Raw genomic sequence first — 14,070 nt, forward strand, 5'->3', positions numbered from 1 at the left:
AGGAGCTCAACTTCTTTTATTTAGTAAATTCATATCCATTTTGAATCACTTCTAAATCACCATTGTGTGGATCGATAACGAGTCCATGTATCGGAACAGATTGATCAAATAATGGATGGTTGTACACTTTTTGTATATTTGTTTGAACATTTTCAGTTACATCATCGAATCCTCTTAAGAATTGATGAATATTAATACCTGAATGTTCGATTGTATTTAGTGTATCATCTGTGATACCACGACTTTTCATTGTATCTATTACTGAGTCCACATCCAAATTCCCCATTCCACAGTCTTTATGACCCATGATAATGATTTCTTCAGCACCAAGTGCATAAATCGCTACTAATAAGCTTCGCATAGTAGACCCATATGGATGAGAAATTGTTGCGCCAGCATTTTTAACAACTTTAATATCACCATTTTTAAAGCCTAATGCACGCGTAGAAAGTTCTGTTAATCGCGTATCCATACAAGTAAGCAATACTGCTTTAGCATTAGGTGTCTTCGTTGTTATAAGATTTTCATATTCCTTATTTTCTATAAAAGCTGCATTATATTCTAAAATATCATTCAATAGAGGCATTAGTCATATCACCGTTTTCTGTTAAGTTATTAAATGCTTGCTCTTCTGGTGATCCATTTTTAAGCATTTTCTTCTGATGTAATACTGCGTTTATTTCTGCACCTATGATAATAATTAATCCTGTTAAGAATAACCAAATCATCAATACGATAATACCTCCGATACTACCATATGTCTTAGAGTAGTTAGCGAAATTATTAACATATAAACCAAATAGTGCACTTGAGCCTAACCATGCAATTGTTGTAAAAGCTGCACCAGGAACAACTGATAATAATTTAATTTTGATGTTTGGTGCGAGTGTATAAAGTGTGATGAACACGATAAACGTCACAATTAATGGTAATACGACTTTAATTAAACTAAATATCCAACGTAATTCAGATTCTAATCCTAAAGGACCGAATAATAAATTGCCGATTTGTTGTCCAAATATAGGTAGTGCTATTGCAATACCGAATACAACAACCATAATAACTGTGAAGAAGACACTCATGATTTTAAGTATGATGGCATTTCTTCCATCTTCAACATCATAAGCGACATTAAATGCGTTCATTAAAGCAGTCATACCATTTGAAGCAGACCATAATGCTGCAATTAAACCGAATGAGAATAAGCCACCACTGGCATTATTCATAACGTCGTCAATTATGCCAGTAATTAATTTTGCCGTATCGCCAGGTGCATTTTCTGATATCATATTTGTAATTGTATCAGGATTGACTTGGAATAATGGTATCAACGTTAACACAAATATTAGAGTAGGGAATAATGCAAGTAAGAAATAATATGAAAGCTGTGCTGCAAGTCCTGTAGCATTATCCTTACCAATTCTGTATATTAAAGTTGATAAAATATTACCGTCTTTAGTAAATTTGGCTGGTTTATTGATCTTTGAAACGTAAAATATTTGATTATCCTTCTTTGCTGTTTTAGATTCAAATTTTTGTGGTGGAATATAATGTTCTCTCTTAATAGACTTTTTTTGTTCGTCTTTAAAATGTTTAGCTTGTTCTAAAAATTTTGAGCTCGATTTATCATTTCCCATATAAATTCTCCTAATTTAATATGATGTTAAAAAAGACTAGGTTAGTTGAATAAGCCTAGTCTTTAATATAAATTATGAATGGTTTGAACCTGAGATTTGTCTTTGATTCTTTTTCTCAATGAATGTATCTTTAGCATCCATAATTGATTGTTCTAATTCTGGATTTTTACGACGAATTTCTTCGATTACATCTTTCCAGTATAGAACTTCATCTTTAATTTGATCTAATTTAGAAGGTTCTCTTGAAGTGTTGCCTTCTTTAATGTTTTGTACTTGGTTTGATAATGATTGGCGAGTGTTTTTATCAGCTAATGCAATAATTGCGCCAATTGTACCACCTATTAAAATAGCAGGAACTAATTTGTTTTGCATAATGTTTTTCCCCTTTCCAGAATATAACTTTAAATTAACATTGACCTACATATCATATCACATATGAATCTTAAATTAGAGAATATAGGCGTTAATATATGTTATAAATATCACTAATGTTGTTTATTCCCATTAATTTAGAGATATAAACACAATTGTAGTTTATAATAGTGCATTAGACAATAGCTTTTCAAAAGGCATAATATCTAAATTTCTACCTATTTTAATTTTAAAATGCCCAGCTCTCGTCCATAATGTGATTTCACCGTTTAAATCAAGTAGTTTACCAGCATTCTCAGTAGACCACATCAGTATAATATTATAAGGTATAGAGTAAGTTTCTATTTTCTTACCGGTGATACCTTGCATATCACGAATGATAATTCGTTTGTTTGTAAATACGGCAGTATCTCTGAATGTCTTAAAAGCACTATAAGCTTCTTCGCCATCAACAAGATATTGTGAAATATTATCTGGTACTGCAACTTGTTCAAAAAGGGTCCATGAAAGTATATCTTGAACAGCCACTAGAATCACTCCTCACCTTATAATTCATGTTTATTGTATAAAATATTCATATAAATTGTAAAGTGAATATATAAGTTTGATAGTTTTAATTATAATTACTTTTTGCTAAACTAAATTTTGAAAGGATGATAAAAAAGATGACTGAATCAATAGAACAAATGGTAGATGATTTAAAAGGCAAGTTACGATTAGTAAATACAAGTGTATTGAATAAAGATGCAATACCTGAAGAAAAGAGAGAAGAATTAAAAGAAATACATACTATGGTCATGTCTAGAAAAAATATATCAGCAAGTGAAATGTCAGCCATTACACAAGCTTTAGGTGACCTTAGAAAATAAACAAAGGTGGTTATACAAATGGGTTATGAAAAACAGCTTCAAAAATATGCAGAGTTATTAGTAAAAGTTGGTTTGAATGTTCAGGAAAAAGAACCTGTATATATTCAAGCTTCAATTGATGCAAGTGAGTTTGTACATTTAGTTGTTGAGGAAGCGTACAAAATAGGGGCAGTAGATGTAAAAGTTAGGTACAACGATGATAGAATTGCACAACTTAAATACCAATATGAACCTGAAGCATTTTTTGAGAATGTTAAACAATATGATATTGATGAAAAAATGGATTATTTAGATAGAAAAGCAGCGTTCTTATCAATAGTTTCATCTAGTCCAGATAGTTTGAAAGATGCTGATCCTAACAAAATTCGCAAATCAATGGCAGCAAACGGGAAAGCATTTAAAGACTATATGGTTGCTGTACAAAGTGATCGCATGAGTTGGTGTGTAGCTTCATATCCATCAGTAGGTTGGGCTAAAATGATGTTCCCTGAATTAAGTGATGATGAAGCGGTCAATAAATTACTTGAAACAATTTTAAAAACAGTACGAGTTGATCAAGAAGACCCAGTTAAAGCTTGGGAAGAACATGATCACTTATTACATGAAAAAGCTGATTATTTAAATAACAAAAAGTATAAAGCATTGCATTACAAATCAGCAGGTACTGACTTAACAATTGAATTACCAGACGGTCAATATTGGTCTGGTGCTAGTTCTGTAAACTCAAAAGGCAACAGCTTTGTAGCAAATATGCCTACTGAAGAAGTATTTACTGCACCACATAAAAATGGTGTTAACGGAACAGTAAGTAATACATTACCTTTAAGTTATTCAGGTAATATTATTGATGACTTTACTTTGACATTTAAAGACGGTGTAGTAGTAGACTACAAAGCCGGTGTTGGAGAAGAAATTTTGAAATCGATTCTTGAAACAGATGAAGGTTCAAAACGACTAGGTGAAGTAGCTTTAGTACCTGTTGATTCACCAATTTCTAACATGAACACGTTATTCTATAATACATTATTTGATGAAAATGCATCATGTCACATTGCATTAGGTTCAGCTTATGCGTTTTGTATTGAAGGTGGCAAAGATATGTCAGCAGAACAGTTAGCAGAAAATGGTTTAAATGATTCAACTACACATGTTGACTTTATGATTGGCAGCAAAGATTTATCAATTGATGGCATTTTGGAAAATGGTGAGAAAGAACCAGTATTTAGAGATGGTAATTGGGCATTTTAAAAGATAGCCATTTAAGAATACATCATGTATAATAAAGATAAATAAAGTCTTTATAGTCATTCAAAGGAGGGGATATCATGAGTACACCAATGGAATGGAGCGTAATGATCGCATTTGTGTTCGCAATTTTTACATTTGGCGGCGCTTTAATGATGTATCTTGTTCAAACATTCGATAGTAGAGAGTCTGTACGAATTGATACTGCTGAAGAAGCACTAGAGAAGAAAGTCTTTGATGATGAGGAACATTATCATTAATAAGAATGGAAGAGACTGGGACATAACGGAATGCCTCAGTCTTTTTTTAGTATCTTGGCAGTAGATGACTGAACCCGAAATGCGCTTTTATAAAGCTTTTTCCAACTCTAGTCATCTTTGCCGGGGCGGGACTACGAAATCTTTTTATATAAATTAGATTTCTGTCCCGCTCCCTATTTTTTTAATAAAAATAAGCAAAATTGAACGGGGTTATAATATGAAAACGAAGAAACCAATGAAAGAATCAAGAAGTGTAAAATCCATTCAAATATTTCCAGAGGACACTAATCATCACAACACGATGTTCGGTGGTAAATTAATGGCGGAAATTGATGAAATCGCAGCAATCGCAGCGATGAGACATAGTGGGAATTCAGTTGTAACAGCATCTACTGATTCAGTAGATTTCTTACAACCAATCGGAACGGGTGAAGTGATATCGTTAGTTTCATTTGTTACTTATGCAGGTAAATCATCTATGGAGATTTGCGTAAAAGTTATTAGTGAAGACAATATTAATCAAAAGAAACATTTAGCAGCGTATAGCTTTTTAACATTTGTAGCTTTAGATAAAGATGGGAACAAAGCAGAAGTTCCAGCAATCTATCCTGAAACAGATGATGAAAAATGGTTCTATGAAAGTGCGCAAGATAGAGTGAAACTACGCCAAGAAAGAAGAAAAGAAAGCAAGAAAACATTAGACTTCATGTCTACAAAACTATATATCTAATTTAAATAAATGGCTAGGACAACAATCGTTATCCTAGCCATTTTTTGTATTATTGATTCATTCTAAATTCGTTTGCTTTAAAGTCAACATCTTTATAGTACATATCTTTTACGAGTAGATTTGGACCTAAACATCTCACTTTAGGACAGTGACAGTTAAGTGATTTTGCTAAAGATGAATTCATCCATGTTTGATAAACATCTTCAAGTTTATCTTGTTTAATATTTGCGATAGATCCCGTTTCATCACCGAAGTCTGTAACAATCACATCTCCAGAAAATACATTAACATTTAATCTGCTTCTTCCATCTGGGTCATTTCTTAAACTTACATTTTTAGATGATTTTAATCTAGATAATAAGTTCTGGTCAGATTCATTCATGAAACAAGGGTAAAAAGGTAACGTACCAAATAACATCCATGTATCTTCATCTCTAAAGTCTAAAATCTCATGAATAGTATCTTTCATTTCATTTAAACTCATAATATTTAACTGACTCGCAAAGTCAGAAGGGTACATAGGATGTATTTCATGGCGACTACATTTCATATCATGAACAATTTCATTATGGATTTTTTGTAAATAAGGTTTAGTACTTTTATTTAACATCGTTTCAGCAGACACAAACATACCTTGTTCTGATAGAGTGGCAGAGTTTTGAATCATTTGTTCGTATAGTCGATATCTTGCTTTTAAAGGTGGTTTCTTGTCCATCACATGGAAACCTACTTCACTGAATTCATCGATTGTTCCCCAGTTGTGTGAAATATGCATAACATCAATATACTCAGCAATTTCTAAATAACGATCAAGTGGTAGCGTTAAATTAGAATTCATTTGCGTGTAAATGCCTCTTTTGTGTGCATATTTTAATAAAGGAACGACTGTTTCTCGAATTGATTTTTTACTGAACATTGGTTCTCCACCAGTAATCGAGATTGTTTTTAAGTGAGGTACTTCATCAAGTCTCTTTAAAATTAAATCCATCGGTAACGTGTCAGGGTCTCGTAATTGCAACGTATAACCTACTGCACAATGTGCACAACGCATGTTACAGAGTGTAGTAGTTGTAAATTCTATATTACTCAGTTGTAATGAACCATGTTCATCTATATCGTTATAGGCTTCCCACGGGTCGTTTTTTATTGAAATAGGACTTTTCAAGTCGTATATCATGATATATCCTTCTTTCTGATTTTTTTCCTATCTATGAGCGTAACACTTGTTATCAAATTTTCCAATACTGATTTATGATTGTTTTTATACTTGTTATCATTCATAATAATATTATTAAAAATAAAGGAGTATTAAAATGAGTAAAAAAACATCACTTAATGAAATCAAACAAAGGTTATCAGACTTTTTAGATGAAATGGAAGCAATGAATCCTGAAGATATGGAAGTATCTGATGTAGATGAATGGATTGCTTTGCTTGATGAACTTGAGAAAAAAGTTCAAGCTATGCATGATTAATGGTGACCATACATGAATGTTTCAGTAAAAGTAGGACAGAAGTTTCCTTTAACGATCAAACGATTAGGTATTAATGGTGAAGGTATTGGCTATTATAAGAAGAAGATAACATTTGTAGAAGGTTTATTGCCGGGAGAAGTTGGACTTGTCCAAGTAGTAAAGGCGAAACCAAATTTTATCGAAGCGAAAGTAGTCAAAATCCGTGAACGTAGTAAAGAAAGGGTTAAACCTAAATGTAAAGTTTATGATATTTGTGGTGGATGCCAACTGCAACATTTAAATTATGATGCGCAACTTTTATTCAAATCACAAATTGTAAAAGATGCGTTAACTAAATATGCAAAAAATATTCCAACAAAAATTGTAAAACCTACAATCGGTATGGATAATCCTTGGGGATACCGTAATAAAAATCAATTTCCTGTTCAGAAGAAAGGAAATCAACTCATTGCAGGCCTTTATGAAAAAGACAGTCATCAATTAATTGATATTAAAAAATGTCCAGTTCAAGATAAACGTACCATTCAAGTTACGAATGAATTGAGAAATATTTTGATGAATTTACAAGTTAAAGTATGTAGAAATCCAAATAAAGAACAAGGGCTAAGATATATTGTTACGAGAGTGGCAAAGCATAGTCAACAAATACAAGTTACGTTAGTTTGTACGGACGATCAATTGAAATATAATCAGTCTCTTATTGATCAAATCATGAATTTGTCTTTCGTGGAAAGTTTATCCATCAATATTAATAAAGAGAAGACATCACGAGTACTTGGAAATCAAACGATTCATGTAAGTGGTAAACAACAAATTACAGAAACGCTTGGTCAATACTATTATGATTTATCACCAGATTCATTTTTTCAATTAAATCCAGAACAAGCTACAAAAATGTACGGTGAAATTGAAACTCAGGCGAATTTAACAGGTAATGAATCAGTTGTAGATGCATTTTGTGGAACAGGTACAATTGGTATTTGGATTTCTCAAAATGCGAAAGAAGTGAGAGGTATGGATATTATTAAAGAAGGTATTGATGACGCTAAGAAAAATGCTGAACTTAATAATCGTCATAATGTACACTATGAAGTTGGTGATGCATATAAAGTTATGGATAAATGGACTAAAGAAGGCTTTAAACCAGACGTGATAACAGTTGATCCGCCAAGAACTGGATTAGGTATTAAAGCTGTTGAACTTATCAAATCCGTTCATCCAAAAACATTTGTGTATACAAGTTGTAATCCATCAACTTTAGCTAAAGATTTAGCACACTTATCTAAAAAATATAAAGTCGTAAGCATGCAACCTATTGATATGTTTCCACAAACAGCACAAGTAGAAGTCGTAGCAAAATTAGTTGCAAAATAAGTTTAAAACCTTTCAAAAGTGGTATATAAATATTAGACATACTATGAAAGGAAGAGATTGATATTATGAGTAAAAAAGTAGCAGCAGTTGTAACAGATTTATTCGAGGACGTTGAATTAACAAGTCCACAAAAAGCATTAACTGATGCTGGACATGAAGTTGTTATTATTGGTGAAGAAAAAGGAAAAGAAATCACTGGTAAAAAAGGCGAAAAAGTTATAGTAGATGTTGGTATTGATGAAGGAAATGCTGCAGATTATGATGCAGTCTTAATTCCTGGCGGATTTTCACCAGATTTATTACGTGGGGATGAACAAGGACGTTTTGGCGAATTTGTTAAACATTTCGTACAAAATGAAAAACCTTCATTTGCAATTTGCCACGGACCTCAATTATTAATTGATACAGATTTATTAAATGGCAGAACTGTTACTAGTTTCTTGTCAGTTAGAAAAGACTTACAAAATGCAGGTGCAAAAGTCGTTGACGAATCTGTAGTCGTTGACAATGGCATCGTCACAAGTCGAACTCCAGACGACTTAGAAGACTTTAACCGTGAATCACTTGCATTGCTTCAATAGATGCTTTGATTAGCCACTCACTTTTATAGTGAGTGGTTTTTTTGTGCAGGCTATTATATAATTTTTTTATAATATATAAGGAGCGTGGTTTATGGAAAGTAAGCATGATACTAAGTATTTTCAGTCATTAATAGGGCGCGCTGAATTAACCGAAAATATTTTGAAATCAATTCAAAATAAATCAAGTGGAAACGATGGCGAAAATTATTTTAGTGCTATTTTAAATTGTGATACGGATATTGTATATTTGAATGACTTTCAATTTACATTCAACAGTCAAGTTCAAATAGATGCAATCGTCATCGATGATCATGCAATATATTTGTTCGAGATAAAAAATTATAAAGGCATTTATTATTTGGAAGACACGCTATTAAAAAATAATTTTGGAAGTTCATTTACCTCACCGTTCATACAAATGGAAAGAGCTAGAAATGAATTTAATAAACTATGTCGCTATTTAGAAATTGATAAACCCGTTGTTTCAAAATTAGTCTTTACAAATCCTTACTTTAACTTCAAAAATAAAAACCTCTTAAAAGATCAAGTTATCTTACCCTCAGAATTAGGCTCATTTACCCAACTTTTTAAAAATCAAAATCAATCAGAAAATATCAGAATTAAACAGAAACTATTAACAGTAAGAAATTCATTTGATGCGCAATACAGTAAAGGTGTGACAATACCGTTTGAACAATTCAAACCAGGTATCAAATGTCCTAGATGTAATCGCATGTTCACAGTAAAAATTGAACAAGACAAACAGAAATGTACGTGCCAATATTGTGAGTCCGAAATGGATAAAAAGTATGTTTATGAATATAATTTGCAAGAACTGTATTATTTAAAGCAAGAGCCATTCACAATCACCGAAGCAGTATGGTGGTTAGGAGGGAATAGTAAAACTATTAGACGAATTTGTGATAAATGTTTCTTAAGTAAAGGTGCAAGAAATAAAAAATACTTTTTAAAGTAATAATATGAATTTTGATGTACGGTATTAAGGGACAGAATTCCGAGAAATGTCTCTAAGGGGTGCTGTTAGGGACAGAATTCTGAGAAATGTCCGTAAGAGGTGCTGTTAGGGACAGAATTCTGAGAAATGTCCGTAAGAGGTATCGTTAGGGACAGAATTCTGAGAAATGTCCGTAAGAGGCGTCGTTAGGGACAGAATTCTGAGAAATGTCTCTAAGAGGTGCTGTTAGGGACAGAATTCCGAGAAATGTCCGTAAGAGGTGCTGTTAGGGACAGAATTCTGAGAAATGTCCGTAAGAGGTGCTGTTAGGGACAGAATTCTGAGAAATGTCCGTAAGAGGTGCTGTTAGGGACAGAATTCTGAGAAATGTCTCTAAGAGGTGCTGTTAGGGACAGAATTCTGAGAAATGTCCGTAAGAGGTATCGCTAGGGACAGAATTCTGAGAAATGTCCGTAAGAGGTATCGTTAGGGACAGAATTCCCAAAAATGTCCCTTACATCCGTTATCAATCTCCATCACAATCTACAAAATTCCACATCTCAGCGCGCTATTTTAAAATTTTTATTGAAAATACTTAAATTTAATCTAACACAAAAAGCAGTGAAGTTCGTCATAAACTTCACTGCTTCTTTATTTTTATTAGAAGAATCTTCTTATAAGTGTTTTAAGTGGTGGCATTTTTTCGAGTCTGTTTTCTTCTAATGCTGTTCTAATTTCGAATTTTGCATATCCTTTTGCTTCGTCCCATATTATTTTACCTGGTAATGGGGCGGCATCTGGATCTACTTTTACGTTTACAACAACAGGTTTATTTGCATTTTTAGCTTTTTCAAGTGTAGGGGCAATATCTTCTACATCTACGACATTATAGCCTATACCGCCACAACTATCTGCAAATTTAGCGAAGTCGATATCGCCTAAATCAATAGCGTATTCTAATTCACCGGCTGCTTGTTGTTCATATTTTATGAATGCTAATTCTTGGTTATTCAGAACAACGACGATAATTGGTAGTTTATATTGTACCGCTGTAACGAAGTCTTGCATAACCATCGCAAATCCACCGTCACCAGTGATAGCAATGGCTTGCTTATCTGGATTTGCGACTTTACTTGCTATTGCACCTGGTAATGCACAGCCCATCGTGCCTAACCAAGATGACGTGATAAATTTGTGGTTGTGACCGAGTTGTAAATATCTTGTACTCCATACTGTTGAAGTTCCGACATCAACTGAAAATACAGTGTCATCTGTTGAAATTTTTTCTATTTCAGACATTAATAATTCTGGTCTGATCGGTTTGCTGTCATTATTTCTATCTTCTTCTAACCATCTGTTCCATGCTTTCATATTTTCTTGGCATGCTTTTAAGAATTTACGGCCAGTTACTTTTTCAGACGCTTCTGTTAAAGCAGATAGTACATTTTTTGTGTCGCCAATTAATCCGACATCGACATTAAAACGTTTGCTGATATTTGTTTGATTAATATCAATTTGAATACATGGTATATCTTTATCAGGTAAATAATCTACATATGGATAATTCGTACCGACTAAAATTAATAAATCAGCATCTTTAGATGCTTCAAATGCTGGTTTAGTACCGATTTTACCTAAGTTACCCATGAAATTAGGATGTTTATCCGGTATGATACCTTTTGCTGGTAATGTAATTAAACCAGGCGCATCGATATGATCTAAGAAATTAAGTAATTCGTCTTTGGCATCTTTAGCACCAACACCAGTTAAGACGACCGGTTTTTCACTTTTATTTATAAGTTCTGCAGCTTTTTTAACGTCTTCATCTTTAGCGTAAGTTACTGCATTTTCAAATTTATAAGTTTCTCTAGGAACATTATCTTCAATTTTTTCACCTAGAACATCACTTGGAATCGTCAATACTGCAACGCCTTTTTTAGCATATGCAGTTTTGATTGCTTCATCTACAATTTCATGTACATTTTCAGCAGATTCTAATTGTTTATTATAAACGGCTACATCTTCGAAAAGGGCTGTTAAATTAACTTCTTGGAAGAATTTTGTGCCCAATAATTTCGAATCTGTTTGTCCTGCTAAAACGAGCATAGGGACATTATCCATTTTAGCGTCATACATACCATTTAACATATGTATTGCGCCTGGACCACCAATACTTAATGCTACTGCTATTTTGCCTGTTAATTTGGCATAACTACTAGCAGCTAAAGTTGCAACTTCTTCGTGTCTTACATCATAGAATTTAATGTTATCTTCTTCTGTTTTAAGTGCATCTACGACTTTATCTATTGAATCACCAGGTATGCCATATACGTGGTCAATTTGCCAATTCTTTAAGACTTGTACGAGTGCTTTGTTTGCTTTAATTTTTGCCATATAAAATTCCTCCTTATCATTATCTATACCCAAATACGCTAAAAGTTATACTTATAAATAAGACTCAGGACTGATTTTGTCGTTTTTCAGTAAAAAGAAGTGTTTAAAATCATTATTACAAGCTATAATGATGTAAGAAATATGAATAAGGGAGAATACAGATGGGGATATTTAAGAATAAGAAGAATGAAATACCACAACCTAATTCAGAAGAAGTTCAATATAGAAGATATCAACATTATTATCAAGAACCTGTACAGCCGAGAAAGAGAAAAAGAATTTCAAAGCTATTTGGTCTTGTAACAATACTTATTATACTAGCGATTGTTTTTTATTTAGCAGTAATGTATATGTGGTCAAGAACATCTGATGTAGATGATTTAGTTAAAATTGAAGATAAACAATCTTATGTTCAAGTTGAAGATATGCCAGATTATACTAAAAATGCTTTTGTAGCGGTCGAAGATAAACGATTTTATGATCATGATGGAATTGACTTAAGAGGTGTATCACGTGCACTTGCTGTAAGTTTGAAAAATGGTGAACTTACGCAAGGTGGTAGTACGATTACGCAACAAGTCGTTAAAAACTATTTCTATACGAATGAAACGCAACTGACAAGAAAAGTGAAAGAGATGTTTGTCGCGAAACGTGTTGAAGATAAGTATAGTAAGAATGATATTTTGAGTTATTACGTTAATAATATCTATTTCGGTCAAAATAATTATACGATTGAAGAAGCGGCAAATTATTACTTCGGTGCGACAGTCGATAAAAATAATCCAAACCTTCCTCAAGTATCGGTATTACAAAGTGCAATATTAGCAAGTGTCGTTAATGCACCATCCAATTTCGATATTAATAATATTAGTGATAGTTACATGACACGTATCAAAACAACACTCGAAAAAATGAAACAACAGAATTATATTTCTGAATCAGAGTATACACAAGCTATAAATGAATTAAATCAATAATAAACACACTGAGTTAAGAGATTAAACTTTTAAACTCAGTGTGTTTTATTGTATCCTATATATATGTGTGGAGGGATGTAAAATGCTTAAAATAACTAAACTTGAAGTACAAAAGAAAAACAAAGAACGTTTAAATTTATTTATTAATAATGAATTTGAAATGGGTATTGATCAAGCAACATACATCTACTTTAATTTAAGAAAAGATTTAGAAATTACAAAAAGTAAGTTACAAGAAATTAAGGACTACGATCAATATAGACAGGCACTTAATCAGGCGATTGTCTATTTATCACATAAAAAACGTACGAAATATGAAGTAGAAAAATATTTAACAGACAAAGAATATGGCAGTGACTTAATTGATAGCGTGATAGAGTATTGTCAATCTAATAAATACATAGACCATAAAGACTATATTGAAAGTTTAAAAAACACCATTTTAAAAACAACTGATAAAGGTCCTGACCATTTTGAAAGAGTTGCTAAAGAAAAAGGTATCGAACAAGATTTAGTCTACGAATTCAAAGAAAAGTTTGAAATGGAAATGGCAGAAGATCGAATTCCGAACATCGCCAAGAAGATTATGCAAAAAAAGAAACAACCTCCTAACCGTTTAAAGCAAACGATTGTCCAAACACTTCAACAAAGAGGCTATGCTTTTTCACTCATCAATGAACATCTAACAGATTTGAATATTGAACCGACATCTGATGATGTTGAAAATATTTTGATGAAAGATTTGGAAAAGGTATATAATAAATATCAAAAGAAATATAATGGATATGAACTTAAGTCACATGTTATTCAAGCACTCGTAAGAAAAGGGTATACATTTGAAATGATTAATGACAAATTAGTAGAAAGTGGTATTGTAGATGAATAATGACAAAAAATTTGTTGAAATGACAGAATATGAACTTAAAAACGCAATTGCTGAATATCGCGAAAAGATGAGAAAATCAGAAATGATGGGTATACTAAATGAATATGAAGTATATAAGAGAAAAGCGCTCATAGCAGAAAGTTACCTTGTCGACACTTCAAAAATAGAAGTAGGAAAAGTATATGGCTTAGTAGGTGACACACCTAGTTACTTTAAAGTAGAACGCATTAATGGTGTATTTGCTTGGGGATTTAGATTAAAAGGATCAAAAATTGAAGAAGGCATTCCTGTAAGTCTTCTACAACTATAATGGTG

The 14,070-nt window shown here is 32.5% G+C and carries 17 protein-coding genes; 11 read left to right on the forward strand and 6 right to left on the reverse strand.

Annotated features, from left to right (window positions below; genetic code table 11):
• Positions 1 to 16: 16 nt before the first annotated feature.
• From MHH94_RS04830 to MHH94_RS04845, 4 genes are all read right to left on the reverse strand, one after another.
• A complete protein-coding gene (locus MHH94_RS04830; protein WP_025905155.1) occupies positions 17 to 586 on the reverse strand; it encodes a beta-class carbonic anhydrase in 570 nt (189 codons plus the stop codon).
• On the reverse strand, positions 570 to 1,637 hold the full coding sequence (locus tag MHH94_RS04835; protein ID WP_107617033.1) for a YihY/virulence factor BrkB family protein: 1,068 nt from the start codon (positions 1,635 to 1,637) through the stop codon (positions 570 to 572). The genes MHH94_RS04830 and MHH94_RS04835 overlap by 17 nt, the downstream gene beginning before the upstream one ends.
• A gap of 72 nt (positions 1,638 to 1,709) precedes the next feature.
• Positions 1,710 to 2,009, reverse strand: coding sequence for a YtxH domain-containing protein (locus MHH94_RS04840; RefSeq protein WP_025905157.1), 300 nt, complete (start codon positions 2,007 to 2,009; stop codon positions 1,710 to 1,712).
• A gap of 162 nt (positions 2,010 to 2,171) precedes the next feature.
• Complete coding sequence (locus MHH94_RS04845; RefSeq protein WP_025905158.1) at positions 2,172 to 2,537, reverse strand: PH domain-containing protein; 366 nt, start codon at positions 2,535 to 2,537, stop codon at positions 2,172 to 2,174.
• A gap of 137 nt (positions 2,538 to 2,674) precedes the next feature.
• Here MHH94_RS04845 and MHH94_RS04850 point away from each other — a divergent pair, with 137 nt between their 5' ends.
• The 4 genes from MHH94_RS04850 (at position 2,675) to MHH94_RS04865 (ending at position 5,113) form a co-directional block, all read left to right on the forward strand.
• Positions 2,675 to 2,878 (forward strand): DUF1128 family protein, encoded by a 204-nt coding sequence (locus tag MHH94_RS04850; protein WP_048540677.1) that lies wholly within the window; start codon positions 2,675 to 2,677, stop codon positions 2,876 to 2,878.
• 18 nt (positions 2,879 to 2,896) lie between these two features.
• Positions 2,897 to 4,126 (forward strand): aminopeptidase, encoded by a 1,230-nt coding sequence (locus MHH94_RS04855; RefSeq protein WP_078354789.1) that lies wholly within the window; start codon positions 2,897 to 2,899, stop codon positions 4,124 to 4,126.
• A gap of 77 nt (positions 4,127 to 4,203) precedes the next feature.
• Positions 4,204 to 4,383 carry a hypothetical protein gene (locus MHH94_RS04860; protein ID WP_048540679.1) on the forward strand — a complete coding sequence of 60 codons (180 nt, stop codon included), beginning with the start codon at positions 4,204 to 4,206 and terminating at the stop codon, positions 4,381 to 4,383.
• 217 nt (positions 4,384 to 4,600) lie between these two features.
• Complete coding sequence (locus tag MHH94_RS04865) at positions 4,601 to 5,113, forward strand: acyl-CoA thioesterase (RefSeq protein ID WP_025905162.1); 513 nt, start codon at positions 4,601 to 4,603, stop codon at positions 5,111 to 5,113.
• 49 nt (positions 5,114 to 5,162) lie between these two features.
• On the opposite strand, the gene yfkAB is transcribed toward MHH94_RS04865, so the two are convergent.
• A complete protein-coding gene (gene yfkAB, locus MHH94_RS04870; RefSeq protein ID WP_078354788.1) occupies positions 5,163 to 6,290 on the reverse strand; it encodes a radical SAM/CxCxxxxC motif protein YfkAB in 1,128 nt (375 codons plus the stop codon).
• A 136-nt stretch (positions 6,291 to 6,426) separates the two neighbouring features.
• On the opposite strand from yfkAB, the gene MHH94_RS04875 reads away from it, so the two are divergent.
• From MHH94_RS04875 to MHH94_RS04890, 4 genes are all read left to right on the forward strand, one after another.
• Positions 6,427 to 6,588, forward strand: a complete 162-nt coding sequence (locus tag MHH94_RS04875; protein ID WP_049320382.1) for an SE1561 family protein — start codon at positions 6,427 to 6,429, stop codon at positions 6,586 to 6,588.
• Positions 6,589 to 6,600: 12 nt separating this feature from the next.
• Complete coding sequence (rlmD, locus tag MHH94_RS04880) at positions 6,601 to 7,962, forward strand: 23S rRNA (uracil(1939)-C(5))-methyltransferase RlmD (protein ID WP_078354787.1); 1,362 nt, start codon at positions 6,601 to 6,603, stop codon at positions 7,960 to 7,962.
• 65 nt (positions 7,963 to 8,027) lie between these two features.
• Positions 8,028 to 8,543: a type 1 glutamine amidotransferase domain-containing protein gene (locus MHH94_RS04885; protein ID WP_058591886.1), complete on the forward strand. Its 516-nt coding sequence runs from the start codon at positions 8,028 to 8,030 to the stop codon at positions 8,541 to 8,543.
• 91 nt (positions 8,544 to 8,634) lie between these two features.
• Positions 8,635 to 9,519: a nuclease-related domain-containing protein gene (locus tag MHH94_RS04890; protein WP_088592261.1), complete on the forward strand. Its 885-nt coding sequence runs from the start codon at positions 8,635 to 8,637 to the stop codon at positions 9,517 to 9,519.
• Between the two features lie 639 nt (positions 9,520 to 10,158).
• Here MHH94_RS04890 and MHH94_RS04895 read toward each other — a convergent pair.
• Positions 10,159 to 11,892 (reverse strand): pyruvate oxidase, encoded by a 1,734-nt coding sequence (locus tag MHH94_RS04895; RefSeq protein ID WP_078354785.1) that lies wholly within the window; start codon positions 11,890 to 11,892, stop codon positions 10,159 to 10,161.
• A gap of 161 nt (positions 11,893 to 12,053) precedes the next feature.
• Here MHH94_RS04895 and sgtB point away from each other — a divergent pair, with 161 nt between their 5' ends.
• The 3 genes from sgtB to MHH94_RS04910 all read left to right on the forward strand — a co-directional run bounded on the left by sgtB (position 12,054) and on the right by MHH94_RS04910 (position 14,065).
• Entirely contained in the window at positions 12,054 to 12,869 is an 816-nt protein-coding gene (sgtB, locus tag MHH94_RS04900; RefSeq protein ID WP_048540685.1) for a monofunctional peptidoglycan glycosyltransferase SgtB, read from the forward strand.
• Positions 12,870 to 12,951: 82 nt separating this feature from the next.
• On the forward strand, positions 12,952 to 13,755 hold the full coding sequence (gene recX / locus MHH94_RS04905) for a recombination regulator RecX (protein WP_058591889.1): 804 nt from the start codon (positions 12,952 to 12,954) through the stop codon (positions 13,753 to 13,755).
• The gene (locus MHH94_RS04910; protein ID WP_048540687.1) at positions 13,748 to 14,065 is read left to right on the forward strand and encodes a YfhH family protein; all 318 of its coding nucleotides are present in this window, start codon (positions 13,748 to 13,750) and stop codon (positions 14,063 to 14,065) included. The genes recX and MHH94_RS04910 overlap by 8 nt, the downstream gene beginning before the upstream one ends.
• Positions 14,066 to 14,070: the final 5 nt, after the last annotated feature.

The sequence above is a fragment of the Mammaliicoccus sp. FSL K6-3158 genome (assembly GCF_038005105.1).
Lineage (GTDB): Bacteria > Bacillota > Bacilli > Staphylococcales > Staphylococcaceae > Mammaliicoccus > Mammaliicoccus sciuri.

What these genes read in the sequence shown, in the direction of transcription:
- rlmD (WP_078354787.1), top strand. Translation starts at nt 6,601, where the DNA reads ATGAATGTTTCAGTAAAAGTAGGACAGAAGTTTCCTTTAACGATCAAA.
- yfkAB (WP_078354788.1), bottom strand. Translation starts at nt 6,290, where the DNA reads ATGATATACGACTTGAAAAGTCCTATTTCAATAAAAAACGACCCGTGG.
- MHH94_RS04860 (WP_048540679.1), top strand. Translation starts at nt 4,204, where the DNA reads ATGAGTACACCAATGGAATGGAGCGTAATGATCGCATTTGTGTTCGCA.
- MHH94_RS04840 (WP_025905157.1), bottom strand. Translation starts at nt 2,009, where the DNA reads ATGCAAAACAAATTAGTTCCTGCTATTTTAATAGGTGGTACAATTGGC.
- MHH94_RS04910 (WP_048540687.1), top strand. Translation starts at nt 13,748, where the DNA reads ATGAATAATGACAAAAAATTTGTTGAAATGACAGAATATGAACTTAAA.
- MHH94_RS04890 (WP_088592261.1), top strand. Translation starts at nt 8,635, where the DNA reads ATGGAAAGTAAGCATGATACTAAGTATTTTCAGTCATTAATAGGGCGC.
- recX (WP_058591889.1), top strand. Translation starts at nt 12,952, where the DNA reads ATGCTTAAAATAACTAAACTTGAAGTACAAAAGAAAAACAAAGAACGT.
- MHH94_RS04875 (WP_049320382.1), top strand. Translation starts at nt 6,427, where the DNA reads ATGAGTAAAAAAACATCACTTAATGAAATCAAACAAAGGTTATCAGAC.
- MHH94_RS04830 (WP_025905155.1), bottom strand. Translation starts at nt 586, where the DNA reads ATGCCTCTATTGAATGATATTTTAGAATATAATGCAGCTTTTATAGAA.
- MHH94_RS04850 (WP_048540677.1), top strand. Translation starts at nt 2,675, where the DNA reads ATGACTGAATCAATAGAACAAATGGTAGATGATTTAAAAGGCAAGTTA.
- MHH94_RS04885 (WP_058591886.1), top strand. Translation starts at nt 8,028, where the DNA reads ATGAGTAAAAAAGTAGCAGCAGTTGTAACAGATTTATTCGAGGACGTT.
- MHH94_RS04855 (WP_078354789.1), top strand. Translation starts at nt 2,897, where the DNA reads ATGGGTTATGAAAAACAGCTTCAAAAATATGCAGAGTTATTAGTAAAA.
- sgtB (WP_048540685.1), top strand. Translation starts at nt 12,054, where the DNA reads ATGGGGATATTTAAGAATAAGAAGAATGAAATACCACAACCTAATTCA.
- MHH94_RS04835 (WP_107617033.1), bottom strand. Translation starts at nt 1,637, where the DNA reads ATGGGAAATGATAAATCGAGCTCAAAATTTTTAGAACAAGCTAAACAT.
- MHH94_RS04865 (WP_025905162.1), top strand. Translation starts at nt 4,601, where the DNA reads ATGAAAACGAAGAAACCAATGAAAGAATCAAGAAGTGTAAAATCCATT.
- MHH94_RS04895 (WP_078354785.1), bottom strand. Translation starts at nt 11,892, where the DNA reads ATGGCAAAAATTAAAGCAAACAAAGCACTCGTACAAGTCTTAAAGAAT.